This is a genomic window from Blastococcus sp. TF02A-30, from assembly GCF_003319185.1.
Lineage (GTDB): Bacteria > Actinomycetota > Actinomycetes > Mycobacteriales > Geodermatophilaceae > Blastococcus.
Genome location: NZ_QOHJ01000001.1, coordinates 656,305 through 680,055, shown reverse-complemented (window position 1 = coordinate 680,055; position 23,751 = coordinate 656,305). Strand labels below are relative to the sequence as shown.

Sequence of the window (23,751 nt, the reverse complement as noted above, 5' to 3'; positions counted from 1 at the left end):
GGTGCCGCCTAGCGGGCGAGCAGCCGTGCGGCCTCGACCGCCCAGTAGGTGAGCACCTGGCCGGCGCCGGCGCGGCGGATCGAGATCAGCGTCTCGAGGATCGCCCGCTCCCGGTCCACCCAGCCGTTCGCCGCGGCCGCCTCGACCATCGCGTACTCGCCGCTGACCTGGTAGGCCGACACCGGCACCTGCACCGCCGCGGCCACCTTGGCGACGATGTCGAGGTAGGGCAGCGCCGGCTTGACCATGACCGCGTCGGCGCCCTCGGCCAGGTCCTGCGCCACCTCGCGCAGCGCCTCGTCGGCGTTGGGCGGGTCCATCTGGTAGGTCGAGCGGTCGCCGAACTGCGGCGCACCCTCGGCGGCCTCGCGGAAGGGCCCGTAGAAGCCCGAGGCGTACTTGGCCGCGTAGGCCAGGATCGGCACCTCGGTGAACGCGGCGCTGTCCAGCCCGGCGCGGATGGCCGCCACCTGGCCGTCCATCATCCCGCTGGGCGCGACCAGGTGGGCGCCGGCCTGGGCCTGCGCGATCGCCACGGCGGCGTACCGGTCCAGCGTCGGGTCGTTGTCCACCACGCCCGCCGGGGTGACGACGCCGCAGTGCCCGTGGTCGGTGTACTCGCACAGGCACAGGTCGGCCATGAGCACCAGCTCGTCGCCGAGGTCGGCCCGCAGCTGCTGCAGCGCCACGTTGACCACGCCGTCGGCGGCGTCGGCCTGCGACCCGACCGGGTCCTTATACGACGGGATGCCGAACAGCATCAGCCCGCCGATGCCGGCCTCGGCCGCCTCGTGCGCGGCCTTCCGCAGCGAGTCCTGGGTGTGCTGGACGACGCCGGGCATCGAGCCGATCGCGACCGGCTCGTCGATGCCCTCCTTGACGAAGACCGGCAGCACCAGGTCGGCCGGGGCCAGCCGGGTCTCCGCGGTCAGCCGCCGGAGCGCGGGCGTCGACCGCAGCCGCCGCCCGCGCGCGAAGCCCGGAGTGGCGCCGCCGCTCACTTCCCGGCCTCCTCCTGCTCGGCCCGGCGCGCGGCGGCGAACTCCGCCAGCGCGTCGACCAGCGGGGCCACCGCGGCGGTCTCCGGCTGCACGTCCACGCGCAGGCCGAACTCCTGCGCGGTGGCCGCGGTCTGCGGGCCGATCACCGCGACGACGGTCTTGGCGTGCGGCTTTCCGGCGATCCCGACCAGGTTGCGCACCGTGCTCGACGAGGTGAAGCACACCGCGTCGAAGCCGCCGCCCTTGATCGCCTCGCGCACCGGCGCCGGCGGCGGGGCCGCCCGGACGGTGCGGTAGGCGGTGACGTCGTCGACCTCCCAGCCGCGCTCGACCAGCCCGGCGGCGAGCACCTCGGTGGCGATGTCGGCGTGCGGCAGCAGCACCCGGTTGATCGGGTCGAGCACGTCGTCGAACTCGGGGAAGTCGGCCAGCAGGCCCTGGCTGGACTGCTCGCCGGTGGGCAGCAGCTCCGGCACGATGCCGAACTCGCGCACCGCGGCGGCGGTCTGCTCGCCGACGCAGGCGACCTTGACGCCGGCGAACGCGCGGGCGTCGAGGCCCAGCTCGGCGAACTTCTCGCGCACCGCCTTGACCGCGTTCACCGAGGTGAACACGATCCAGCCGTAGCGGCCGGTGACCAGACCCTTGATGGCGCGGTCCATCTGCGCGGGGCTGCGCGGCGGCTCGACGGCGATCGTCGGCACCTCGACCGGCACGGCGCCGTAGGCGCGCAGCCGGTCGCTCATCTCACCGGCCTGGTCCTTGGTGCGGGGCACCAGCACCCGCCAGCCGAACAGCGGCCGGCTCTCCCACCAGGACAGCCGGGCGCGCTTGTCGACGGCCGCGCCGACGGTCGCCACCACCGGGCCGGTGAGGGCGTCGAGGCCCGCGTCCTTCTCGGCCACGGCGGCCAGCTTGGCGACGACGCTCTTCTGCGCCGTGCCCGAGCCACCGGTGGTCACGACCACCGGCGTGCCGCCGGGGAGACCGCCCTCGACCAGCCGCGCGGCGGCGTCGGGGAGCTCCTCGGCGGCGGCCTGCAGGACCAGCGTGCCGCCGGTGGCCGAGGCCGCGGCGGCGAGCGCGGTCAGGTCGACGCCGCTGCTCAGGTCCGCGGTGAGCGTCGTGCTGCCGGGCGCGACACCGGCGAAGGCCGGGACGGCGGTCGCCGGGGCGACGCCGGGGACGACGTCGAAGGCCACCGAGGTGCGGCCGACGGCCAGCACCTCCTTGACCGCGTCGTCGTCGGTGTACGGGTCGCCGGCGACCAGGCGCACGACGACGGCGCCGCCCTTGGCGGCGGCCACGGCCGCCTTCGCCACCTCCGCCGGCTCCCCGGCGACGGGGACGAGCTCGGCCTGCGGGGCCAGCTCCTGGACGGCGTCCTGGAGGACGGTCGGGACGTCAGCGTCGACGTGGACCTGGGCGGCCTCGGCCAGCGCGGCCGTGGCCCGGGCGGTCAGCATGCCGGGGTCGCCGGGGCCGGCGCCGACGAAGACGATCCGGCCGGCGCTCGCGCGGTTGCGCGTCATCGCGTGCTCCTGGTTCTGGCCCGAACGGTTCGGGCGTGTGCGGGGATCTGGGGTGCGGCGCCGGTCACCGGGCGGCCGCCATGAGCTCGGCCGCACCGCGGTCGAGCAGGTCGTCGGCGAGCGCGCGGCCGAGGGCCGCGGCGTCGGCCAGGGGTCCGCTGAGCGAACCCCGGACGGCGTCGCCGCCGTCCAGCGCGGTCACCGAGGCGCGCAGGAACAGCTCGGGGCCGTCCTCGCCCTCGGCCACCTCGGCGTAGGCGGCCACCGGGGCGCTGCAGCCGGCCTCGAGCGCCGCGAGCGTCGTGCGCTCGGCGAGCACGCAGCACCGGGTGGCGGCGTCCTCCAGCCGGCCGAGCAGCTCCCGGGTGCGGGCGTCGCTGGTGCGGCACTCGACGGCCAGCGCCCCCTGCGCCGGCGCGGGCAGCACCTGCAGCGGGTCGAGGGTCTCGGTGATCACGTCGGTCCGGCCCAGCCGGGACAGCCCGGCGCGGGCGAGGACGACGGCGTCGAGGTCGCCCGCGCCGCCGTGCCCGGGCACCCGGCCGAGCCGCGTGTCCACGTTCCCGCGGATCGGCACCACCTCGAGCCCGAGACCGAGCGCCCGCAGCTGGGCGACGCGGCGCGGGGCGCCGGTGCCGACCCGGGAACCGGGGGGCAGCTCGCCGAGGGTGAGCCCGTCCCGGGCGACCAGCGCGTCGCGGGGGTCCTCGCGCGGCGGCACCGCGGCGAGGATGAGCCCCGGCTCCGGCGCCGTCGGCAGGTCCTTGTAGCTGTGCACCGCGAGATCGATGTCACCGGCCAGCAGCGCGTCGCGCAGCGCGGTCACGAACACCCCGGTGCCGCCCAGCTGGGCGATGGCGGCCTGGGAGCGGTCGCCCTCGGTGGTGATCCGGACCAGCTCCACCGGCACGCCGGTGGCGGCGGTCAGCGCGTCGGCGACCATCTGGGACTGGGTGGTCGCCAGCGCGCTGGCCCGGGTGCCCAGGCGCAGCGTCGTCGTCGCGGTCGCCGCGGTCACGCGGCACCGCCGGGGCGCTCGGGGTCGACGGTGACCGCGTCGGCGAGGCTGCCGGCCTGCGCCACGACGTCAGCGTCGATGCCCAGCCCGAACAGGGCGCGCAGCGCGTCGGCGTAGTCGGTGCCGCCGGGACCGGCGGCCAGCTCCTTGACCCGCACGGTCGGCTCGTGCAGCAGCTTGTCGACGACGCGGCGCACGGTTCGGGCGATCTCGGCGCGGGAGCGGGCGTCCAGGTCGGGCAGCCGCGTGGACAGGCGCAGCAGCTCGGCGTCGACGACCTCGGCGGCCTGGCTGCGCAGCGCGGACACCGTGGGGGCGACGGCGGCGGCCTGCTGCTCGGCGCGCAGCAGCGCGGCCTCGGCCTCGATCATGGCGTGCGCGGCGGAGATGTCGTCCGCGGCGACCGGCGTGGTGGCCGCCTCGCCGTCGGCCGCGGCCCGCTCGCCCTGCAGCAGGGCGAGGTCCACCACGTGCACGCCGGGCAGCGCCGCGACGCCGGGGTCGACGTCGCGCGGCAGGGCCAGGTCGACGACGACGAGCGGGCGGCCGGCGCGGTCGGCCATCGCGGCGGCGACGACGTCGGTGTGCACCACGATCCCCGAGGCGCCGGTGCAGGAGACCAGCACGTCGGCCTCGCGGAGCTCGGCGGCTGCGCGGGAGAGCTCGACGGCGCGGCCGCCGATGCTGTCGGCCAGCCGGTGCGCCGAGGCCTCGGTCCGGCTGCTGACGACGACGTCGGCGCCGCGGCGGGCCAGGGTGGTGGCGGCGAGGGCGCCCATGGAGCCGGCGCCGACGACCAGCGTGCGCCGCCCGGTGAGGTCGCCGATGCGGGCCTCGGTGCGGTCCAGCGCCACCGACACCAGCGAGGCTCCGGCCCGGTCGATGCCGGTCTCGGCGTGCACCCGCTTGCCGACCCGCAGCGCCCGCTGCGCGATCGGGTGCAGCGCGCGGCCGACGGTGCCCTCCTCGCGGGCCAGCGCGTACGCGGCCCGCAGCTGCCCGAGCACCTGCGTCTCGCCGACCACCATCGAGTCCAGGCCCGCGGCGACGGTGAACAGGTGCGCGATCGCCTGGTCCTCGTAGTGGACGGTGACGTACGGGGAGAGCTCCTCCACCGTGGCGCCGGCCTGGCGGGCGAGCACCCGGCTGACCTCGGTGACGCCGCCGTGGAACTTCTCCACCTCGGCGAAGACCTCGACCCGGTTGCAGGTGGCCAGGACCAGGGCCTCGCTCACGTGGTCGGAGCCGACCAGCTCGTGCAGCGCCTTGACCCGGTCGTCGTGCGCGAGAGCGAACTGCTCGAGCAGCGCGACCGGTGCGGTCTGGTGGCTGATCCCCACCGCGAGCAGGCTCACGCCGGCTCCTCGACGGGCAGGGGAACCGAGCGCTGCTGGCCGAGGAAGGCGAGGACCTGCAGCTCGACGGACAGGTCGACCTTGCGGACGTCGACCCCCGCGGGCGCCACGAGCGTCACCGGCGCGAAGTTCAAGATGCTCCTCACCCCGGCCGCGGCGAGCCGGTCGCAGACCGGCTGGGCCACGTCGGCCGGTGTCGTGATGACCCCGATGGAGGCCCCGGTCGCCGTCACGACCTCCTCGAGCTCGTCGAGGGGCCGGACCTGGAGCCCGCCCACGGGCTGGCCGATCCGGGTCGGGGAGGCGTCGAACAGCCCCACGAACTCGAAGCCGCGGGTGCCGAAGCCGGCGTAGCCGGCCAGCGCCGAGCCCAGGTTTCCGATGCCGACCAGCACGCAGGCCCGGGAACGCTCCACGCCGAGGACGCGGGCGATGCGGTCGCGCAGGGTGCCGACCTCGTAGCCGACCCCGCGCACGCCGCAGGGGCCCAGGTGGGAGAGGTCCTTGCGCAGCCCGGCGGGGTTGACGCCGGCGGCGGAGGCCAGCTCGCCGGAGGACACCGTCGTCCGGCCGCCGTCGGCCAGCGTGGTGAGCACCCGGAGGTACACGGCCAGGCGGGCGACGGTGGCCTCCGGGATGATCCGGGGCCGCGGCTGGTTCACGGGCTCTCCACAGCGGCCGCGCCGGCTCCTCCGGCCGGGGCCGGAAGCGGGCGCGACGCAGAAACGCAGGCGTCGGGGAACGCGGGCGACGGGCACCCGCGGAGGCCACGGTAGCCGCTTGTGAACGCCGGAACAAAGTCGCCGGAGGCCGCGCGGCGCGCTGACCGGCCCCGTTCGGGTGGAGCTGTGGTGAGGACCACCCTAACCACGGCCGCAGGGAGCGGCCGAGGCCGGGTGGCGCCGGCTAGCGGAGACCGAGGTCGCGGCGCAGCCGGGGCACGTCGACGGTGAAGTAGGAGTGCTCCCGGCCGTCGAGCAGCACGACCGGCACGCGGTCCCCGTACTCGGCCTGCAGCTCCGGGTCGGCGTCCACGTCGACCTCGGCCGGCACCAGGCCGGCGTCGTCCGCGATCCGGGCGAGGGTCTCCGCGGCCACCTCGCACAGGTGGCAGCCGGCACGGGTGAGCAGCTGCAGCCGGGCAGCGGGCTCAGCCACCGGCGGCCTCCTGCGCGGCCGCGGGCTGCTCGTCGTCCGACCCGGCCGCGGTCAGGCCGAGCTCGCGCAGCCGGGCCCGGCTCACCTTGCCGGTGAGCGAGTGCGGCAGCGCCGGGAGGAAGTGCACCGACGTCGGCACCTTGTACCGGGCCAGCGACGCGGCGGCGTGGTCGCGCAGCTCCTCGAAGGTGAGCCGCGCGTCCGGCACCAGGGCGACGACGGCGCGCACCGCCGCTCCCGTGCGGGCGTCGGGCACGCCGATGACCGCGCTCTCGGCCACCGCGGGGTGCGCGTCGAGCACCCGCTCCACCTCGGCGGGGTAGACGTTGAAGCCGCTCACCAGGATCAGGTCGCTGCGCCGGTCGACCAGGTGCAGGTCGCCGTCGGCGTCCCGGTAGGCCAGGTCACCGGTGCCCAGCCACCCGTCGGCGTCCGGGCCGTCGGCCCCGTCGGGCCAGTAGCCGGCGAACAGGTTCGCCCCGCGGACCCAGATCTCGCCCGGGCCCTCCTCGTGCGACTCGTCGTCCGCGGGGACGAGCTCCTCGTGCGCCGCGGTGTCCCGGAGCTGGACCTCGATGCCCGGCAGCGGACCGCCGATGCAGTCGGGCTTGGGCCGCCCGGTGGCCAGCGTGCTGGCGACGACCGGCGCGGCCTCGGTGAGCCCGTAGCCCTCCCAGACCGTCACCGCGGCCCGCTCGCGCATCGCCGTCCACACCTCCTCGGGCAGCGGCGCGGCGCCCGAGGACGCCAGCCGGACCGCGGCGAACGCCCGTCGCAGGTCGGCGTCGCTGCCGGCGGCGTCCGCGACCGCCAGCCACGCCTGGTACATCGGCGGGGCCCCGGGCACCGCGGTGACCTGCTCCTCGGCCATCAACGCCAGGGAGCTGCGCGGGTCGAAGCTCTCCTGCAGGACGGCGCACGCACCGGTCGCCGCGACCAGGCCGAAGCCGGCGTTGAGCCCGTAGACGTGGAACAGCGGGAGCACCAGCAGCACCCGGTCGTCGGCCCGCACGGGCGGCGGTGACATCTGCAGGCACTGCTGCTGGTTGGCCGCCAGCGCACCGGAGGTCAGCATCGCGCCGCGCGGGCGACCCGTCGTGCCGCTCGTGTAGCAGAGGAAGGCCAGCTCGGCGGGGTCGTCGGCGACGGCCCGCGGCGGGCCCTCCGCCTCGGGTGGGCCGGCGCAGACCGGCACCCCGGCGACGTCGTCGCGCGGCCCGTCGGCCACCAGCAGGGCGGCGCCCGAGTCACCGAGGACGTGGGCGAGCTCGGGTTCGGTGTAGGCGGTGTTGACCGGCACCACGACCAGGCCGGCGCGCAGGGCACCCAGCGCAGCGCGCAACCAGGGCAGCCCGTTGGGCAGCTGCACGGCCACGCGGTCGCCGGGGACCAGGCCGTGGGCGGCGTACCCGGCCGCCACCCGGTCGACGGCGGAGTCCAGCTCGGCCCAGCTCAGCCGCTCGTCGCCGGCGACCACGGCCGGGGCGTCGGGGCGCTGCCCGGCCGCGGACCGGACCAGCGCCGCCAGGGACCTTCCTGCCTCCACGACCTGCACGTCTCCTCCGTTGGAGCTGCTGCCACCGCCCGATCAGGTCGCCGGGCGCGCGTCCCACCGGGTTGGCGTGGACGGGCTGGGGCGATGTTGTCACCATGGGACGAGACCCGCAGCACACGCGACCGCCGCGGGGCGGTCGCGTCGGGGTGGAGACGGTCCAGGTACGGCGGGCCGACGAGGAGGTCGAACGCCCGCATGCCGCACCCCCTGGACGCCGAGCGGCCCGCTGCCGCCCCGGCGCGCAGGCCCAGCCCGCATGCCCGTCCGCGGCCCCGTCCCACGCCGTTCCCGCGGCCGAGCGCCGAGCCGTTCCCGCGGCCGAGCGCCGAGGCCCTCCGCGTCGAGGAGCCGAACGTGGCGGCCGAGGCCCCGGCGGTGGCGGACGCCCCCGTCGTCGAGGCCCCGGCACCGGAGGACGGGCAGCCCGACGTCTGGGGGATGGTGCGCCGCGCGCAGGACGGTGACGCGGAGGCGTTCGGGGAGCTGTACGACCACTACGTGTCGCTGGTCCACCGGTACGTCTACCACCGGGTCGGCGACCGGGCGACGGCCGAGGACGTCACCAGCGAGACCTTCGTGCGGGCCCTGCGCCGCATCGACTCGCTGTCCTTCCAGGGCCGCGACGTCGGCGCCTGGCTGGTCACGATCGCGCGCAACATCATCCTCGACCACGTGAAGAGCAGCCGGTACCGGCTGGAGGTCGCCACTGCGGACATGCGCGACGCCGACCGGGCGACCGACGGCCCCGAGGACGCGGTCGTCGCGCACCTGACCAACCAGCAGCTGCTGGCCTGCGTGCAGCAGCTGGGCAGCGAGCAGCAGGAGTGCATCGTGCTGCGCTTCATCCACGGCCTCTCGGTCGCCGAGACCGCCGAGATCATGGGCAAGAAGGACGGCGCCATCAAGGCGCTGCAGCACCGCGCGGTGCGCCGGCTGGCCGCGCTCATCCCGGACGGTCTGCGATGACCGGGACGACGTTCGTTCGGGCCGTAACCGAATACCCTCGCCCGTCGTTGGACGGTCTGCAACGGGGTGCGACGGACACCGGTCGCCCCGTCCGGACGATGCCTGGGGGCCTTCGATGAGCGTGCGCGACCACGAGGACGTCCTCGTCGCACGCCTGCAGGAGCTGGCGCCGCACCTGGACGGCGAGCCCGACCCGGCGTTCCGCGCGGCCACCCGGCAGCGGCTGGTCGCGATGGCCGCCGTCCGCTCTCCCGCGCCGGCCCCGGTCTCCCCCTTCCGGCGGCTGATGCGGCTGCGCGCCGACGACACCCGCAGCTCGTCCCGCCGCACCCGGTTCACCGCCGGGCTCGCCGGCGCCGCCCTCACCGTGACGGCGGCCGCGGCGCTGGTCGCCGTGGCAGCGGGGGCGGGTCCGGGCGATCCGCTCTACGGCGTCAAGCGCGGTACCGAGCAGACCCAGCTGGCCCTGGCCGGTGACACCCGCGGCCAGACGCTGCTGGAGTTCGCCAGCACCCGCCTCGACGAGCTGGCCGCGCTCGGCGACGACGCCGCCCTGGCGGAGTCGACCATCGCGACGATGGACCGGCAGACCACCGAGGGCGCGGCCTGGCTCGCCGAGCGGGCGGTGGCCACCGGCGAGGGAGCTCCGCTGGACCGCCTCTCCTCGTGGGCGGGTCAGCAGTCGGCCGATCTCGCCGCGCTGCGCGACGACGTCCCGCCGTCCGCGGTCGATGACGTCGACGGCTCGCTGGCGCTCCTGACCGAGGTCACGACCCGCGCCGAGGGCCTGCGCGGCGCGCTGGGCTGCCCGGCCGGACCGTCGACCGCGGGCTCCGACCCCCTCGGCCCCGTGCCAGCGCTCTGCCTGCCCGAGGCGCCCGCGCCGGAGGCGCCCGCGGCGCCGGGCGGCGGGCAGGCGACCACGCCCCCGCAGACGGCCGCCTCGCCGGTCGCTCCCACGGCCCCCGCCCCGGCTCCCGCGCCGTCCTCCCCCGCGCCGGCCCCCGTGCCCGGCGGCCCGAACGGCGCCCCGGGCGGCGGACCGGCGACGACGCCCACCCCGGGCGGGCTGCTGCCGCTGCCGAGCATCACCGTGCCGCGGCCGGGCGCACCGGCACCGACGACGACCCCGCCGCCGGTGCTGGACGTGCCCCTGCCGCTGCCCCTGGGCGTCTGCGTGCCGGGCCTGCTGAGCCTGGGCACCTGCCCCCGGTGAGGGTCGCCGGCCCCCGCTAGGGTCGCTGTCGTCGGTGTCCCCGCCGCAGCGGGCCGATCCAGGGAGGGCCTCCGTGCCGCGTCTGCCGTTCCGCGGCCGTACGACCGACCGACCGCTCCCCGACGTCCCGGTGGACGAGGAGAGCCGCGCGCACGTCGCCGGTGCAGCGTCCGCGGCCGCCGCCGAGGTGGCCGCGCCGCCCGTCGTGGCACCCGACCTCACCGCGGCCGCCTTCTTCGACGTGGACAACACGATGATGATGGGCGCGTCGCTGTTCTGGTTCGCCCGCGGGCTGGCCGCGCGCAAGTACTTCACCACCCGCGACATGGCGGGGTTCGTCTGGCAGCAGGCGAAGTTCCGCATCGGCGGCAACGAGGGCAGCGCCGACGACGTGCACACCATCCGCGAGAACGCGCTGGCCTTCGTGGCCGGGCGCGAGGTGTCGGAGATCGTGCAGGCCGGCGAGGAGATCTACGACGAGCTCATGGCCGACCGGATCTGGGCCGGGACCCGGGCGCTGGCCCAGCAGCACCTCGACAACGGCCAGCGGGTGTGGCTGGTGACCGCGACGCCGGTCGAGCTGGCCAGCATCATCGCCCAGCGGCTGGGCCTCACCGGCGCGCTCGGCACCGTGGCGGAGGTGATCGACGGCCGCTACACCGGCCGGCTGGTCGGCGAGCTGATGCACGGCCCGGCGAAGGCCGAGGCGGTGCTGGCCCTGGCCGAGCGGGAGGGCCTGGAGCTCGAGCGGTGCACCGCCTACAGCGACTCGGCCAACGACCTGCCGATGCTCTCGCTGTGCGGCACCGCGGTCGCGGTCAACCCGGACACCGAGCTGCGCTCGATCGCCCGCTCGCGGGGCTGGACGGTGCGCGACTTCCGCACCGGCCGCAAGGCGGCCAAGTACGGGCTGCCGGCCCTCGGCGCGGCCGCCCTGTCCGGCGCCGCCGTGGGCGGTGCGATCGCCCTGCGCCGGCGGGACAATGACAGGACCGCCCTTCTCCCCACGACTCGCAAGCTCGCCGCGGGCTCCCTGAAGGGCGGCCGTTCCAGCCTCTTCCGTTAGCCGAAGACGCCCTTGCGCTGCAGGAGCAGCTGGTAGAGCGAGGACTGGATCGTCTCGCGCACCTGGTCGGTGAGGTTGAAGACCAGCATCGGGTCCTCGGCGGCGGCCGGCCCGTAGGACGCCGTCTCGATCGGCTCGCCGAACGCGATCAGCCACTTCGACGGCAGCGGCACCAGCCCCAGCGGGCCGAGCAGCGGGAACGTCGGCGTGATCGGGAAGTACGGGAGCCCCATCAGCCGGGCGGCCGTCCTGGCGTTGCCGATCATCGGGTAGATCTCCTCGGCGCCGACGATCGCGCACGGGACGATCGGCGCCCCGGTGCGCAGCGCGGCGCTGACGAAACCGCCCCGGCCGAAGCGCTGCAGCGTGTACCGCTCGCGGAACGACTTGCCGATGCCCTTGAAGCCCTCGGGGAAGACGCCGACCAGCTCACCCCCGGTCAGCAGCCGCTCGGCGTCCTCGTTGCAGGCCAGCGTGGTGCCCATCTTGCGCGACATCGAGCCGACGAACGGCAGCTCGAACACCAGGTCGGCCCCGAGCAGCCGCAGCCGCCGGTGCGCCGGGTGCTCGTCGTGCAGGGCCACCGTGGTCATCAGCGCGTCGACCGGCAGCGTGCCCGAGTGGTTGGCGACGACCAGGGCGCCCCCCTCCGCCGGCACGTTCTCCAGCCCGCGGGTCTCCACCCGGAACCACTTCTGGAAGAACGGCCGCAGCAGCGGCAGCAGCACGTGGTCGGCCAGGTCGGGGTCGAAGCCGAACTCGTCGGTGTCGTACTCGCCGGTGAACCGCCGGCGGAGGAACTCCAGCCCGCCGGCGAGCTGCTCCTCCCAGCCGGGGGCCGTCGGCGGCGGGACGTAGGGATCGTCGTCGTCGGGCCGCAGCGGGATCACGCGGGCCTCAGGCATCGCGCACCGCCCGCAGGCCGGGCGCCGAGGGCGCGGGGCTGAGCCGGTCGCCCACCGCGGCCGCGGTGTCGCCGACCCGGGAGAGCAGGCCACGCAGCGCACCGGTGGCCTGGTCCACGAGCTGCGGCGGGACCACCGGTGGCACCGTGCGGGCGTAGTCGGCCAGCGCGGCGGAGGTGGTGAACCGGGGCGCGTACCCGAACGTCGTGCGCAGCACGGTGGTGTCGACGACGCGGCCGAAGTTCAGGAACCGCATCTGCTCCGGGGAGTAGTCGACGAAGCCGAAGCGGCGCGAGACCCGCCCCACCGAGCCCAGCGCCGGGTAGGGCAGCGGCACCTCGATCCGCCCCAGCCGCCGGACGATCTGGGAGAGCAGCAGGGTGCCCTCGCCGCCGACGTTGACGGTCCCGGTGAAGTCGCCGGTGGTCGCGCGGACGAGGACCGCCAGGGCGTCGTCCTCGTGCAGCAGCTGCACGCGCGCGTCGTAGCCGAGCGCGGTGGGGACGACGGGCATCCGGAGGAACCCGGTGAGCAGCGAGTCGATCCGCGGGCCGATGAAGTTGGTGAACCGCAGCATCGCGATGTCGACGTCGGGCCGGCGACGGCCGAAGGAGCGGACGTAGCCCTCGATGTCGACGCTGTCGCGGGCGAAGCCGCCCGACGGGACCTGCCGCGCCTGCATCGCCTCGGTGAAGACGGCGGGGTCACGGGAGGAGGCGCCGTACACGGCGGTCGTCGACTTCAGCACGAACCGGCGCACCGACGGCGCGCGCTGGCACGCGGCCAGCAGCTGCATCGTGCCGATGACGTTGAGCTCCTTCATGGGCGTGCGCCCACCGGAGCCCGCCGGCGTGGAGCTGATGTTCATGTGCACGACGGTGTCCACCGCCGCCGCCCCGATGACCTTGCCGATCAGCGGGTTGCGGATGTCGGCCCGCACGAACTCGGTGCGGCCGAGCCGGCGCAGCATCGCCGGCGACGGCGGGACGGTGTCCACGCCGATGACCCGCTCGATGGACGGGTCCGCTGCGAGCTCGGCCGCCAGCGCTCCGCCCAGCCACCGGCTCACACCGGTGACGAGGACGACCGCGGGCGGCACGAGCGTCAGCTCACTTCTTGTTGCGTCGCTGGACGCGCGTCTTCTTCAGCAGCTTGCGGTGCTTCTTCTTGGCCATCCGCTTGCGGCGCTTCTTGATGACAGAACCCACGTGGTGCTCCCGACGTCGTCACAGATGAAAGCTCGAGCGCGACAACGCGGGGTTCCCGGTTGCCGCTCGGCGACCGAGCGTACCCGAGCCGCCCCGCGGCGACGCTGCCGCGGGCGGCCCCGGTCCGGGACGAGGTGGCTCAGGCGATGTCGGTGTAGGCGTCGCGCAGGTAGTCCTGCACGGCGCGCTCCGGCACGCGGAACGAGCGGCCGACGCGGACGGCGGAGAGCTCGCCGGCGTGGACCAGGCGGTACACGGTCATCTTGGAGACGCGCATCATCGAGGCGACCTCGGCGACGGTCAGGAAGGTCACGGCCGCGCGGGGGGCGGGGACGGCGGGACGACCGACCGGCATGGCGGCGGGGTGCGCGGCCGGCACGGGCCGAGCGACGGCGGCGGCGGTCATCGGGCGACCCATCGGGCGCTGGCCGGGCACACCCGGGCGGACGACGGCGGCGGCAGCGTGGCGCTGGGGCATGGTCATTGTTCTTCGTCTCCGGACCTAGCTCGGGTCGTGGCGCCGGCTTCCCCACCGGCAACTGAACACGCACGAGCTGGTACTGAGCGTAAGGGGACAGGCGTGACTGGAGCGATGGGTGAATCGAACAGGCGGACCGGTCCGTCCTGGGCAGATGTCTACCTATGACGCCACGTCGACATGTGGATCGGCGCGGCGTGACGACGACACGACGCAGCGTGCACGAAATCCACGCACTGGTGCCTTACTGTGTTCGGCCGCTCGCTGCCGGTGAGGTAGACGAGTCGATCCCTGGGGCTCAGGTGGCCGGTGCCGCGCGGTCGACATGACGACCGCGACGCATCAGCCCCGCGAGCCCCCCAGCTCCACCGAGCGGTCGTGCGCCGCCTCGATCGCGGCGATCAGCGCGGCCCGCACGCCGTGCCGCTCGAGCTCCCGGATGGCCGCGATGGTCGTGCCCCCGGGGCTGGTGACCGCCTCGCGCAGCTGCACCGGGTGCTCCCCCGAGTCGCGCATCATCACCGCCGAGCCCAGCGCGGTCTGCACGATCAGGTCCACGGCCAGCGCCCGGGGCAGCCCCAGCAGGATCCCGGCGTCCACCATGGCCTCGACCAGGTAGAAGAAGTAGGCCGGCCCGCTGCCCGACAGCGCGGTGGCGGCGTCCTGCTGCGACTCGGGCACCCGGCGCACCTGACCGACCGCGGCCAGCAGCGCCTCCGCCTCGTCGAGGTGCTCCTCAGCCGCGTGCGCCCCGGGCGAGAGCACGCTCATCCCCTCGTCGACCAGCGCCGGGGTGTTCGGCATGACCCGCACCACCGGCACGCCGTCGGGCAGCGCCGCCTCGATCCGCCCCGTGGGCACGCCGGCCGCGATGGAGACCACCAGGTGGTCGGTGTCCACGTGCTCGGTCAGCCGGCCGAGGAGCCCGTCGATGTCCTGGGGCTTCACGGCCAGCAGCAGGACCCGGGCACGGCCGGCCGCGCCGGCGAGGTCCACCGCGGCCACCCCGTAGCGCTCCGCCAGCTCCGCCGCCCGCTCGGCGCTGCGCTCGCAGACCACGATCCCGTCGGGTCCGCCCCGGCGCACCAGGCCGGAGAGGAGCGCCTCACCCATCTTGCCGCCGCCGACGATGGCCAGCCCCCGGCGCCCTGACGCGGTCACCGCCGCCCCCCGATCCGGCGGGCGACGGCGGGAAGGGCAGCGGTCCCCGAGGGGACGGCGACCCGCAGCGCGGCGCCGGCGGCGGCCAGCCGGCGCTGCTCGTCGGTGCGGACTCCGTAGGGCATCACGTGCTCCCAGCTGTCGGGCGAGCGGCCGTACCAGGCCGCCCGCTCACCGGTGATCGCGACGAGTCGCGGATCGGACGTGGCGACGGCGGGGGTGCCCGCGCCGCTCATCAGGACGTTCAGGCAGCGGACGAACGCGAGGTCGGCGGCCCGGCCGCGCCCGGCCTGCAGGCGCACCCGCCGACCGGCCAGCGCCCGGCAGCGCCGCTCGGCCCCGGGCTCGGCGGCCGCCACCACGGCCCGGGCCTCCGGGAAGGCCTCGAGCAGCTCCCCCACCGCACCGGCGGGGCCCTCCAGCGCCACGCCGAGCCCCGCGGCGCCCGCCGCGGCGGCGAGATCGGCGGCGCGGCCGCCGAGCAGCTCCACCGGGAGGGTCAGCTCCACGTCGCCCGCGGGCGCCCGCGCCACGAGGGCCGCGAGCTCCGCGACGACCTCGCCGTCGGCGCCGGGCCGGTGCTCCAGGGCCACCCGCCGGCCCTGGGCCACGAGCTCCTCGGCCACGCGGACGGCGTCGTCCACGGACCGTCCGGGCACGAGCCACGAGAGCGAACGCACAGCGCAGACGGTAGTGCGCCGGTGTGTGCCCCGTTCGGGGGCCGGGTAGCGGCGGCGGCATGGCAGGAGAACTGAACGGCATGAAGGTGGCGGTCCTGGCGACCGACGGCGTCGAGCAGGTCGAGCTCGACCGGCCGTGGCAGGCGCTGGAGGAAGCGGGCGCGGAGCCGGAGCTGGTGTCCCTGGAGCACGGCACGATCACCGCGTACGAGCACATCGACAAGGGCGACACCAAGAAGGTCGACACGACGGTCGCCGACGCCGACCCCGACAGCTACGCCGCGCTCGTCCTGCCCGGTGGCGTCATCAACGGCGACTTCGTGCGGGCCGACGCCGACGCGGTCGCGTTCGTGAAGGCGTTCTTCGACGCGGGCAAGCCGGTGGCCGCGATCTGCCACGCGCCGTGGGTGCTGGCCGAGGGCGACGTCGTCCGCGGCCGCCGCATGACCTCGTGGCCCTCGCTGCAGACCGACCTGCGCAACGCCGGCGCGAACTGGGTGGACGAGGAGGTCGTCGTCGACGGCAACCTGATCACCAGCCGCAACCCCGACGACCTGGACGCCTTCTCGGCGGCGATCGTCGAGGAGTTCGCCGGCGCGGAGGACGCGGACGACGCCGAGGACTGAGCGGAGGCGCTGCTCGCCGCTCAGCTGGCGGCGAGCAGCGACGCCGCCGGCGCGATGGTCAGCAGCGTGCCGGCGAAGACCAGGACGGCGAGCAGTCTGGCGCCCACCGGCTCCCGGCCCATCTTCTGCCGCCACATGCCGACGCCGGCCACCAGCGCGGTGACCGACAGCGGGGCGAGCAGCAGGGCGAGGTGCGGGACCATCTCCCACAGCACCGTCGCCAGGAAGTAGACGCCGATGCCGGCGGCCAGGGCGATGAGCAGCTCGCCGCCGAACCGGAGCCAGGCCAGCGCGCTCTCCTGCGGAGTCGCGTCCAGGTCGTCGTCGAGGTCGGCCACGTCGGCGCCGCGGACCACCGGGATGGGGCCGGTCGAGTGGTGCTCGTCCCGCGGGGCCGAGCGCGGGAGCGGGCGGTCCGCGACGCGACCGGTGCTGCGGTCCGCCCGCCGGTCGGGGGACCGCTCGGGACGGCGGTCCGCGATCCGCTCGCCCACGCGGCCGGTCGACCGGTCGTCGGAGCGGCCGGTGCGCCGCTCCGACGCACGCCGCTCGTTCAGCGGGAAGTCGGGCAGCGGGGCCGACGGGTGCGGCACCCCCGGCGTCCGCTCGGGGCGCAGCCCCGGGATGGCGGCGGTGTGCGGTTCACCCGGCGCCGCCCGCTCGGGGGCCACCCGCTCGGGCGCGGCTCGCTCGGACGCCACCCGCTCGGGAGCCATCCGCTCGGGTGCCACGCGCCGGTTCCGCGAGGGCGGGGGCTCGGAGAAGTCGATGTCGCTCTTGCGCCGGCCGTAGACCGGCCGGTCCGCCGGCGGCTCGGCGTCCGGCCGCCGCTGGCGGACCGGTGCGTCGTCGGGGTCGTCCCAGCGCCGCCGGCGCGCCGCCTTGGACGTGTCGATGCCGGCCTCGCGGAGGATCTCGGCGAGCGATCGGCCCCCGGTGTCCGGGTTCCAGTCCGGTTGTGCCATCACGCCCCTCCCATCGAGTCCAGCCAGCGCAGGATGACACCCTCGCGCAGCGCCCACGGACAGATCCGCACGCACGGTACGTCCAGAACGCCCATGGTGGCGGCAGCGACAGCCGCTCCAGCGGGAACCTGGTGCGCGCGATCGCGCGAGACGCCCCGCAGCTCGGCCAGCGCGGAGGACTCGATCCGCGACACGAAGCCGATCAGCTGGTCCAGCCCCTCCCGGGTCAGCTCGCGGGGAACGCGCAGGCCGGCCGAGTACGGCGCCGCGCCGGTGAGGCGGGCCAGCGTCCGGAACGTCTTGCTGGTGGCCGCGACCAGGTCGGGCTTCCCGGCGCCGGCGAGCTCCTCGGCGGCGGGCCGGAGCAGCGTGGCGGCGTGCTCCTCGAGCTTCTCCAGCGCGGCCAGGTCGGGCCGGCCACCCGTGAGCGCGGCGGGGAGGAACCGCCGGGTCATGCGCCCGGCGCCCAGCGGGAGGGAGAGGGCGACGTCCGGCAGCTCGTCCACGCCGACGGCCAGCTCCAGCGAGCCGCCGCCGATGTCGAGGACCAGCAGCCGCCCGGCGCTCCAGCCGAACCAGCGCCGGACGGCGAGGAAGGTCAGCCGCGCCTCGTCCTCGCCGCTGAGCACGCGCAGCTCCACCCCGGTGCGCTGGCGCACGCGCTCGAGCACCTCCATCCCGTTGCGCGCCTCCCGGATCGCCGAGGTGGCCAGCGCGAGGAAGTCGTCGACGTCCTGCTTGTCCGCCTGCCGGCAGGCCTCCTCGACCGCGTGCAGCAGCGCCTTCTCGCCGGCCTTCGACAGCACGTCGTCCGGGCCGACGTGCTCGGCCAGCCGCAGCGGCCACCGGTCGTCGTGCATCGGGGTGGGGTGCGCGCCGCGGTGCGCGTCGACGACGAGCAGGTGGACGGTGTTCGAGCCGATGTCGAGCACTCCCAGGCGCATGCGGCCATCTTGCCCGGCCCCCTCCGGAGGCTCATACCGAGCGCAGCGAGGTGCGAGAGGGAGGGGTCCCTCTTCTAGGCTGGGCCGGTGCCGCAGGACCCACCGGACGAGGTGCCGCTCGACTTCGCCCGCGAGTGGGTGGAGTTCGCCGACCCGGCCGACCCCGGGCACCGCGTCCGCGCCGACCTCACCTGGCTGACCTCCGCGTGGACCTGCGTCTACGGTCGCGGCTGCGCCGGTGTCGTGGAGGGCAGGCCCGACGACGGCTGCTGCAGCCACGGCGCCTTCTTCACCGACGAGGACGACCTCTCCCGCGTCACCGCCGCCGTCGCCGACCTCGAGCACGAGGACTGGCAGCTCGCCCCGGTCGGGCGCGGGGCCTGGACCGAGGAGGACGACGCCGACGACGCCGAGGAGGGCGCGCGCTCGCTGCGGACCCGCACCGTCGACGGCGCCTGCGTCTTCCTCAACCGGCCGGGGTTCCCCGGCGGCGCCGGCTGCGCGCTGCACCGCATGGCGCTGCGCCACGGCCTGCACCCGCTCACCACCAAGCCCGACGTCTGCTGGCAGCTGCCGGTGCGCCGCGAGCAGGAGCACGAGGAGCGGCCGGACGGCACCCGCGTCCTCGTGGACAGCGTCGGCGAGTTCGACCGGCGCGGCTGGGGTCCGGGCGGGCACGACCTGCACTGGTGGTGCACCGGCTCCCCCACCGCCCACGTCTCCCCGGAGCCGCTGGTGGACACCTACGCCGCCGAGCTGACCGCGCTGATCGGCGCCGACGCCTACGCCGAGCTACGCCGGCTGGCCCAGCTCCGCCTCGACCAGGGGCTCGTGGCGCCCCACCCCGCCAGCCCGGTGCCCGTCCAGCTGCACCGGCGCCGCCCCGGCTGAGCGGAACGTCTGCCGGTAGGCCCGCGGGGAGACCCCGCGCCGTCGGGCGAACTGCTCGCGCAGGCCGGCCGCGGTGCCGAAGCCGACCAGCCGGGCGATCTCCTCGACCGGGGCGTCGGTCTCCTCCAGCAGCGCCTCGGCCGCCGACAGCCGCTGCTGCAGCAGCCAGGCGTGCGGCGTCGTCCCGGTGGTGGCCTTGAACCGCCGGGCGAACGTGCGCGGGCTCATCAGGGCCCGCCGGGCGAGCAGCTCCACGCTGATGTCCTCGGCCAGGTGGGCGGTCGCCCACTCCAGCACCGCCCCCAGCAGGTCGTCCTCGCAGCGGGCCACCGGGGCGTCGATGTACTGCGCCTGGCCGCCGTCGCGGTGCGGCGGGACCACCATCTCGCGGGCCAGCGCGTTGGCCGCCGCGGCACCCCACTCGCGGCGGATCAGGTGCAGCAGGGTGTCGACGCCGGCCGCCGTCCCGGCGCCGGTGAGGATCGAGCCGTTGTCGACGTAGAGGACCGTCGGGTCGACGTCCAGGTCGGGGAAGCGGGCCGCCAGCTCGCCGGCCCAGCGCCAGTGCGTGGTGACCCGCATGCCGTCGAGCAGCCCGGCGGCCGCCAGCACGAAGACGCCGGTGCAGTGGCTGATCAGCGTGGCCCCGCGGGCGTGCGCCGCGCGCAGGGCGTCGAGCAGCGTCTCCGAGGGGACGCGGTCGAACAGCTCCCACGCGGTGATCAGCACGACGTCCGAGCGCTCCAGGCGCTCCAGCCCGTGCTCGACCAGGACGCCCAGCCCGGTGTCGGTGCGCAGGATGCCCGGCTCCTCGGCGACCACGGCGAAGTCGAACCGCGGCAGCCCGAGCCGGCTGCGGTCGTAGGCGAAGACCTCGTGGCACACGCCGAGGCCGAAGCTGCCGATCAGCCCGTCGGCGACGACGGCGCTGACCACGATCGGGGTTCCCGGTTCAGCCATGCCGGCATCATGGCAGAAAATCGGCGATAGCGGTCGGTCCTGCCACTCGTCGCGGCGGTCGCCGCCGAGCACGCTGCTCGCATGTTGCTGATCACCTGCCCCGTCACCGGGAACCGCGAGCTGGTCGGGCTGTCCGCCGTCCGGGCGGTCGTCAACCACGCCGACGCGATCGCCGTCCACGTCACCTGCCCCGGCTGCGGCCAGGAGCACGTGCACCGCACCGGCCGGCGTGTCGAGGAGGCCCGCCGCGCGGCCGCGCTCGAGGTCGCCGTCCGACGAGCGGAGACGCTCCTCCCGGCCTAGGCTCGAACACATGAGCGAACAGGACCCCACGCTGGAGAAGGACCCGTCCGACTGGGTGACCGGCGACGAGCCGGCCACCGGTGCGCAGAAGAGCTACCTGGAGACGCTGGCCCGCGGCACCGACGAGGAGGTCCCCGAGGACCTCACGAAGGCCGAGGCCTCCGAGAAGATCGACGACCTCAAGAACTGAGGCACTGAGCCCGTAGGTCGGGCGAGCAGTTCGGCCCCCAGCAGGGGCCCGCCGCGAGCGCGCGAGCGGTGGGGCGGCTGGGGGTCCTTCACGCCTCGAGCTTGTAGCCCAGGCCCCGCACCGTCAGCAGGTAGGTCGGGTTGGCGGGGTCGGGCTCGAGCTTGGCCCGCAGCCGCTTGACGTGGACGTCGAGGGTCTTGGTGTCGCCCACGTAGTCCGAGCCCCACACCCGGTCGATCAGCTGCGCCCGGGTGAGCACCCGCCCGGCGTTGCGCAGCAGCAGCTCGAGCAGGTCGAACTCCTTGAGCGGCAGGGCCACCGGCTCGCCGCCCACCGAGACCACGTGCCGCTCGACGTCCATGCGGACCGGGCCGGCCTCCAGCACGCCGTCGGACCCCGCCGGCTCCACGGCCTCGCCGCGGCGGCGCAGCACCGCGCGGATCCGGGCGACCAGCTCGCGCGCCGAGTACGGCTTGGTCACGTAGTCGTCGGCGCCGAGCTCCAGGCCCACGACCTTGTCGATCTCGCCGTCCTTGGCCGTGAGCATGATGATCGGCACCCCGCTGCGGGACCGCAGCTGCCGGCACACCTCGGTGCCGGGCAGCCCGGGCAGCATGAGGTCCAGCAGCACGATGTCGGCACCGCCGCGGTCGAACTCGGCCAGCGCGTCCGGGCCGTTCGACGCCACGACGGCGTCGTAGCCCTCGCGCCGCAGCATGTAGGACAGCGCGTCGGAGAAGGACTCCTCGTCCTCCACCACCAGCACGCGGGTCATGCGTCTCCCTCTCGGGGTTGCGCGGCGACGGTGTCGCCGACGGGTTCCGCCGGCGGAGCCGCCAGCGGGATGCGCAGGGTGAACGTCGAGCCCAGGCCCTCTTCGCTCCACACCGTCACCGAGCCGCCGTGGTTGCTCGCGACGTGCTTGACGATGGCCAGGCCCAGGCCGGTCCCACCGGTGGCGCTCGCCCGCGACTGGTCGACGCGGTAGAAGCGCTCGAAGACCCGCTGGCGGTCCTGCCGCGGGATGCCGATGCCGCTGTCGGTCACGGCGATCTCGGCGAACCCCGACCGGGCGCGGGCGGCGACGGCGATCCGGCTGGCCTCCGGGCTGTAGGCGACGGCGTTGGCCAGCAGGTTGGTGACCGCCGTGGCCAGCTGGGCCTCGACCCCGCGGACCACCAGCCCGTGCTGGCCGCCCACGGCGATCTCCAGCCCCTTGGCGCGGGCCGCGGTGCGGGTGCGGTCCACGGCCTCGGCGAGCACCCGGTCCACGTCCACGGGCAGCAGCTCGGGCAGCGGCTCGCCGCCCTGCAGCCGGGACAGGTCGATGAGCTCGCGGACCAGCCGGGCCAGCCGGTCGGCCTCGTGGCGGATCCGGGCGGCGAAGCGCTGCACCGCCTCCGGGTCGTCGGCGGCGCCCTCGATCGCCTCGGCCAGGAGCGCCATCGCCCCGACCGGGGTCTTCAGCTCGTGGCCCACGTTGGCGACGAAGTCGCGGCGCACGACCTCGGTGCGCCGGGCCTCGGTGACGTCGAGCAGCACCAGGGCCACCGGCCCCGGGGGCGGCGCGGTCCCGCTGTCCAGGCGGACCCCGTGCACGCCGACCAGGCGGGGCCCGGAGCCGACCAGGCTGCCCGGCAGCCGCACGTCACCCCGCCGGCTGCCACCGGACCGCACACCCCGCGCCAGGTGCAGCAGCTCCGGCACCAGCAGCCGGTTGCCCCGGACGATGCCCAGCGCCCGGGCGGCCGGGTTGGCCAGCAGGACCGCCTCGTCCGCGTCGACGACGACGACGGCGGGGTCCATGAGGTCGAGGAGCCGGCGGGCCATGGCCGCCTCGGGCAGCGGGACGACGGGGTCGGGTCGGGGACCACCGACCTCACCGCGGGAGCGGAGCAGCACCGTGACGGCGGCGGCCGCGCCCAGGACGAGGCCGACCACCAAGGCGACCAGCGGGCTCACATGGCCGATGCTAGGTGCGGAACGCCTCTCCGCCGCGGCTCCCACCTCGACCGGGGGACGCGGGCTGCCGGATGTTCACATGGGCGTGGGGCGGCGTTCACCTGGGTGCGGCCGGAGCTCCCCGGCTCACGCCTAGGGTCGGGACGGACCGGGTACGGCGAGGTGCCGCGCCCCGCGAGGAGGACGACCGTGCGCGACAGCTACCACGAGGAACTCGACGACATCAACGCCTGCCTGGTGGAGATGGCCAACTCCGTGGGCTCGCAGATGAGCACCGCCACGACGGCGCTGCTGGACGCCGACGTCGCGCTGGCCGACCTCGTCATCGCCGGCGACGACCAGATCGACGCGACCCGCGAGAGCATCGAGCAGCGCACCTTCACCCTGCTCGCCCAGCAGCAGCCGGTGGCCGGTGACCTGCGGACGATCACCACGGCCATGCGGATCGTCAGCGACCTGGAGCGGATGGGCGACCTGGCCGCGCACATCGCCAAGGTGGCCCGCATGCGGTTCCCCGACCACGCGGTGCCGCAGGAGGTGCGCCCCGCGTTCCTCGAGGCCGGCAACGTGGCGGAGCTGCTGATCACCAAGACCGCGACGGTCATCGCCAAGCACGACGTCGAGGCCGCCCGGGAGCTGGAGACCGACGACGACGCGATGGACCGGATCCACCGCGGCCTGTTCCGGCAGCTGCTGAGCGAGTCGTGGCCGCACGGCATCGAGTCGGCCATCGACATCACCCTGCTCGGGCGGTACTACGAGCGCTTCGCCGACCACGCGGTCAGCGTCGCCCGCCGGGTCGTCTACCTGGTCACTGGCGAGCGCTACGAGACGACGACCGCCGGCTGATCAGCGCTTGCCCTGGTTCTTGACCGCCTCGATGGCGGCGGCCGCGGCGTCGGGGTCGAGGTACTCGCCGCCAGTCTTCACCGGGCGCAGGTCGTCGTCCAGGTCGTAGCGCAGCGGGACGCCGGTCGGGATGTTGAGCCCGACCACCTCGTCGTCGCCCATGCCGTCGAGGTGCTTGACCAGCGCCCGCAGGCTGTTGCCGTGCGCGGCGACCAGCACGGTCTTCCCCTCGCGCAGGTCGGGGACGATCGCGTCGTACCAGTAGGGCAGCATCCGGACGACGACGTCCTTCAGGCACTCGGTGGCCGGCCGCGCCTCCGGCGGCAGGAACGCGTAGCGGGCGTCGCCGTCCTGGGCGAACTCGCTGCCGGGCTCGATCGGCGGCGGCGGGGTGTCGTAGGAGCGGCGCCAGGTCATGAACTGCTCCTCGCCGTACTCGGCGAGCGTGGCGGCCTTGTCCTTGCCCTGCAGGGCGCCGTAGTGCCGCTCGTTGAGCCGCCAGGAGCGCTTGACCGGGATCCACTGCCGGTCGGCCTCGTGCAGCGCCAGCTCGGCGGTCATGATCGCCCGACGCAGCAGCGAGGTGTGCGAGACGTCGGGCAGCAGGCCGTGCTCGGCGAGCAGCCGGCCGCCGCGGGCGGCCTCGGTCCGGCCCTTCTCCGAGAGCGGCACGTCCACCCAGCCGGTGAACAGGTTGGCCTTGTTCCACTCGCTCTCGCCGTGGCGGAGCAGCACCAGGGTCCCGGGGTTCGTCACGCGGTC

Annotated in this window: 27 protein-coding genes; 8 read left to right on the top strand and 19 right to left on the bottom strand. The window is 75.5% G+C overall.

Annotated features, from left to right (window positions below; genetic code table 11):
• Positions 1–8: 8 nt before the first annotated feature.
• From hemB to DQ241_RS03235, 7 genes are all read right to left on the bottom strand, one after another.
• Complete coding sequence (gene hemB / locus DQ241_RS03265) at positions 9–1,001, bottom strand: porphobilinogen synthase (RefSeq protein WP_113828677.1); 993 nt, start codon at positions 999–1,001, stop codon at positions 9–11.
• Positions 998–2,533 carry a uroporphyrinogen-III synthase gene (locus tag DQ241_RS03260; RefSeq protein ID WP_113828676.1) on the bottom strand — a complete coding sequence of 512 codons (1,536 nt, stop codon included), beginning with the start codon at positions 2,531–2,533 and terminating at the stop codon, positions 998–1,000. Before DQ241_RS03260 ends, hemB begins: the two co-directional genes overlap by 4 nt.
• A 64-nt stretch (positions 2,534–2,597) precedes the next feature.
• On the bottom strand, positions 2,598–3,551 hold the full coding sequence (gene hemC, locus DQ241_RS03255) for a hydroxymethylbilane synthase (protein WP_199584023.1): 954 nt from the start codon (positions 3,549–3,551) through the stop codon (positions 2,598–2,600).
• Positions 3,548–4,906 carry a glutamyl-tRNA reductase gene (locus DQ241_RS03250; protein WP_113828675.1) on the bottom strand — a complete coding sequence of 453 codons (1,359 nt, stop codon included), beginning with the start codon at positions 4,904–4,906 and terminating at the stop codon, positions 3,548–3,550. The genes hemC and DQ241_RS03250 overlap by 4 nt, the downstream gene beginning before the upstream one ends.
• Positions 4,903–5,568, bottom strand: coding sequence for a redox-sensing transcriptional repressor Rex (locus DQ241_RS03245; protein WP_113828674.1), 666 nt, complete (start codon positions 5,566–5,568; stop codon positions 4,903–4,905). The genes DQ241_RS03250 and DQ241_RS03245 overlap by 4 nt, the downstream gene beginning before the upstream one ends.
• Before the next feature lie 244 nt (positions 5,569–5,812).
• Positions 5,813–6,064 (bottom strand): glutaredoxin family protein, encoded by a 252-nt coding sequence (locus tag DQ241_RS03240; RefSeq protein WP_113828673.1) that lies wholly within the window; start codon positions 6,062–6,064, stop codon positions 5,813–5,815.
• The gene (locus DQ241_RS03235) at positions 6,057–7,619 is read right to left on the bottom strand and encodes an AMP-binding protein (protein WP_113828672.1); all 1,563 of its coding nucleotides are present in this window, start codon (positions 7,617–7,619) and stop codon (positions 6,057–6,059) included. The genes DQ241_RS03240 and DQ241_RS03235 overlap by 8 nt, the downstream gene beginning before the upstream one ends.
• 195 nt (positions 7,620–7,814) lie before the next feature.
• Between DQ241_RS03235 and DQ241_RS03230 the strand changes: the two genes are divergently transcribed.
• From DQ241_RS03230 to DQ241_RS03220, 3 genes are all read left to right on the top strand, one after another.
• Positions 7,815–8,585 carry a sigma-70 family RNA polymerase sigma factor gene (locus DQ241_RS03230; protein ID WP_113828671.1) on the top strand — a complete coding sequence of 257 codons (771 nt, stop codon included), beginning with the start codon at positions 7,815–7,817 and terminating at the stop codon, positions 8,583–8,585.
• 115 nt (positions 8,586–8,700) lie between these two features.
• On the top strand, positions 8,701–9,801 hold the full coding sequence (locus DQ241_RS03225; protein ID WP_113828670.1) for a DUF5667 domain-containing protein: 1,101 nt from the start codon (positions 8,701–8,703) through the stop codon (positions 9,799–9,801).
• Between the two features lie 73 nt (positions 9,802–9,874).
• On the top strand, positions 9,875–10,867 hold the full coding sequence (locus DQ241_RS03220; RefSeq protein WP_113828669.1) for an HAD family phosphatase: 993 nt from the start codon (positions 9,875–9,877) through the stop codon (positions 10,865–10,867).
• Here DQ241_RS03220 and DQ241_RS03215 read toward each other — a convergent pair.
• The 6 genes from DQ241_RS03215 to DQ241_RS03190 form a co-directional block, all read right to left on the bottom strand.
• Positions 10,864–11,772: a lysophospholipid acyltransferase family protein gene (locus tag DQ241_RS03215; protein WP_113828668.1), complete on the bottom strand. Its 909-nt coding sequence runs from the start codon at positions 11,770–11,772 to the stop codon at positions 10,864–10,866. The two genes, DQ241_RS03220 and DQ241_RS03215, sit on opposite strands and share 4 nt — an antisense overlap.
• Positions 11,765–12,871, bottom strand: coding sequence for an NAD-dependent epimerase/dehydratase family protein (locus DQ241_RS03210; RefSeq protein WP_113828667.1), 1,107 nt, complete (start codon positions 12,869–12,871; stop codon positions 11,765–11,767). The genes DQ241_RS03215 and DQ241_RS03210 overlap by 8 nt, the downstream gene beginning before the upstream one ends.
• A 10-nt stretch (positions 12,872–12,881) precedes the next feature.
• Positions 12,882–12,980 (bottom strand): 30S ribosomal protein bS22, encoded by a 99-nt coding sequence (locus DQ241_RS03205; RefSeq protein ID WP_012854759.1) that lies wholly within the window; start codon positions 12,978–12,980, stop codon positions 12,882–12,884.
• 139 nt (positions 12,981–13,119) lie between these two features.
• Positions 13,120–13,335: a helix-turn-helix domain-containing protein gene (locus DQ241_RS21430; protein WP_113828942.1), complete on the bottom strand. Its 216-nt coding sequence runs from the start codon at positions 13,333–13,335 to the stop codon at positions 13,120–13,122.
• 465 nt (positions 13,336–13,800) lie between these two features.
• A complete protein-coding gene (proC, locus tag DQ241_RS03195) occupies positions 13,801–14,619 on the bottom strand; it encodes a pyrroline-5-carboxylate reductase (protein WP_113828666.1) in 819 nt (272 codons plus the stop codon).
• On the bottom strand, positions 14,616–15,299 hold the full coding sequence (locus DQ241_RS03190) for a proline dehydrogenase (protein ID WP_147252321.1): 684 nt from the start codon (positions 15,297–15,299) through the stop codon (positions 14,616–14,618). Before DQ241_RS03190 ends, proC begins: the two co-directional genes overlap by 4 nt.
• Positions 15,300–15,358: 59 nt before the next feature.
• Between DQ241_RS03190 and DQ241_RS03185 the strand changes: the two genes are divergently transcribed.
• On the top strand, positions 15,359–15,925 hold the full coding sequence (locus tag DQ241_RS03185) for a type 1 glutamine amidotransferase domain-containing protein (protein ID WP_113828664.1): 567 nt from the start codon (positions 15,359–15,361) through the stop codon (positions 15,923–15,925).
• A 20-nt stretch (positions 15,926–15,945) separates the two neighbouring features.
• On the opposite strand, the gene DQ241_RS03180 is transcribed toward DQ241_RS03185, so the two are convergent.
• A complete protein-coding gene (locus tag DQ241_RS03180) occupies positions 15,946–16,890 on the bottom strand; it encodes a hypothetical protein (RefSeq protein WP_113828941.1) in 945 nt (314 codons plus the stop codon).
• Complete coding sequence (locus tag DQ241_RS03175) at positions 16,890–17,834, bottom strand: Ppx/GppA phosphatase family protein (protein WP_113828663.1); 945 nt, start codon at positions 17,832–17,834, stop codon at positions 16,890–16,892. The genes DQ241_RS03180 and DQ241_RS03175 overlap by 1 nt, the downstream gene beginning before the upstream one ends.
• A gap of 87 nt (positions 17,835–17,921) precedes the next feature.
• Here DQ241_RS03175 and DQ241_RS03170 point away from each other — a divergent pair, with 87 nt between their 5' ends.
• Positions 17,922–18,725, top strand: coding sequence for a hypothetical protein (locus DQ241_RS03170; RefSeq protein WP_113828662.1), 804 nt, complete (start codon positions 17,922–17,924; stop codon positions 18,723–18,725).
• Here DQ241_RS03170 and DQ241_RS03165 read toward each other — a convergent pair.
• Positions 18,627–19,685, bottom strand: a complete 1,059-nt coding sequence (locus DQ241_RS03165; RefSeq protein ID WP_113828661.1) for a helix-turn-helix domain-containing protein — start codon at positions 19,683–19,685, stop codon at positions 18,627–18,629. The two genes, DQ241_RS03170 and DQ241_RS03165, sit on opposite strands and share 99 nt — an antisense overlap.
• Before the next feature lie 81 nt (positions 19,686–19,766).
• Between DQ241_RS03165 and DQ241_RS03160 the strand changes: the two genes are divergently transcribed.
• Both DQ241_RS03160 and DQ241_RS03155 read left to right on the top strand, forming a co-directional pair.
• A complete protein-coding gene (locus tag DQ241_RS03160; protein WP_113828660.1) occupies positions 19,767–19,988 on the top strand; it encodes a hypothetical protein in 222 nt (73 codons plus the stop codon).
• 10 nt (positions 19,989–19,998) lie between these two features.
• Complete coding sequence (locus tag DQ241_RS03155) at positions 19,999–20,178, top strand: DUF3072 domain-containing protein (protein ID WP_113828659.1); 180 nt, start codon at positions 19,999–20,001, stop codon at positions 20,176–20,178.
• Positions 20,179–20,266: 88 nt separating this feature from the next.
• Here the strand turns inward: DQ241_RS03155 and DQ241_RS03150 are convergent, their stop codons facing one another.
• Positions 20,267–20,953, bottom strand: coding sequence for a response regulator transcription factor (locus DQ241_RS03150; RefSeq protein WP_113828658.1), 687 nt, complete (start codon positions 20,951–20,953; stop codon positions 20,267–20,269).
• A complete protein-coding gene (locus tag DQ241_RS03145; protein WP_113828657.1) occupies positions 20,950–22,140 on the bottom strand; it encodes a cell wall metabolism sensor histidine kinase WalK in 1,191 nt (396 codons plus the stop codon). Before DQ241_RS03145 ends, DQ241_RS03150 begins: the two co-directional genes overlap by 4 nt.
• Positions 22,141–22,329: 189 nt before the next feature.
• Here DQ241_RS03145 and phoU point away from each other — a divergent pair, with 189 nt between their 5' ends.
• Positions 22,330–22,989 (top strand): phosphate signaling complex protein PhoU, encoded by a 660-nt coding sequence (gene phoU, locus DQ241_RS03140; RefSeq protein ID WP_113828656.1) that lies wholly within the window; start codon positions 22,330–22,332, stop codon positions 22,987–22,989.
• On the opposite strand, the gene DQ241_RS03135 is transcribed toward phoU, so the two are convergent.
• A complete protein-coding gene (locus DQ241_RS03135) occupies positions 22,990–23,745 on the bottom strand; it encodes a phosphoglyceromutase (RefSeq protein WP_113828655.1) in 756 nt (251 codons plus the stop codon). It lies immediately after the preceding gene.
• Between the last annotated feature and the right edge of the window lie 6 nt (positions 23,746–23,751).

Coding starts and splice junctions, on each gene's coding strand:
- DQ241_RS03160 (WP_113828660.1), top strand. CDS start 19,767: ATGTTGCTGATCACCTGCCCCGTCACCGGGAACCGCGAGCTGGTCGGG.
- DQ241_RS03230 (WP_113828671.1), top strand. CDS start 7,815: ATGCCGCACCCCCTGGACGCCGAGCGGCCCGCTGCCGCCCCGGCGCGC.
- DQ241_RS03175 (WP_113828663.1), bottom strand. CDS start 17,834: ATGCGCCTGGGAGTGCTCGACATCGGCTCGAACACCGTCCACCTGCTC.
- DQ241_RS03185 (WP_113828664.1), top strand. CDS start 15,359: ATGGCAGGAGAACTGAACGGCATGAAGGTGGCGGTCCTGGCGACCGAC.
- DQ241_RS03260 (WP_113828676.1), bottom strand. CDS start 2,533: ATGACGCGCAACCGCGCGAGCGCCGGCCGGATCGTCTTCGTCGGCGCC.
- DQ241_RS03155 (WP_113828659.1), top strand. CDS start 19,999: ATGAGCGAACAGGACCCCACGCTGGAGAAGGACCCGTCCGACTGGGTG.
- DQ241_RS03180 (WP_113828941.1), bottom strand. CDS start 16,890: ATGGCACAACCGGACTGGAACCCGGACACCGGGGGCCGATCGCTCGCC.
- DQ241_RS03165 (WP_113828661.1), bottom strand. CDS start 19,685: ATGGCTGAACCGGGAACCCCGATCGTGGTCAGCGCCGTCGTCGCCGAC.
- DQ241_RS03215 (WP_113828668.1), bottom strand. CDS start 11,772: ATGCCTGAGGCCCGCGTGATCCCGCTGCGGCCCGACGACGACGATCCC.
- DQ241_RS21430 (WP_113828942.1), bottom strand. CDS start 13,335: ATGCCGGTCGGTCGTCCCGCCGTCCCCGCCCCCCGCGCGGCCGTGACC.
- DQ241_RS03150 (WP_113828658.1), bottom strand. CDS start 20,953: ATGACCCGCGTGCTGGTGGTGGAGGACGAGGAGTCCTTCTCCGACGCG.
- DQ241_RS03225 (WP_113828670.1), top strand. CDS start 8,701: ATGAGCGTGCGCGACCACGAGGACGTCCTCGTCGCACGCCTGCAGGAG.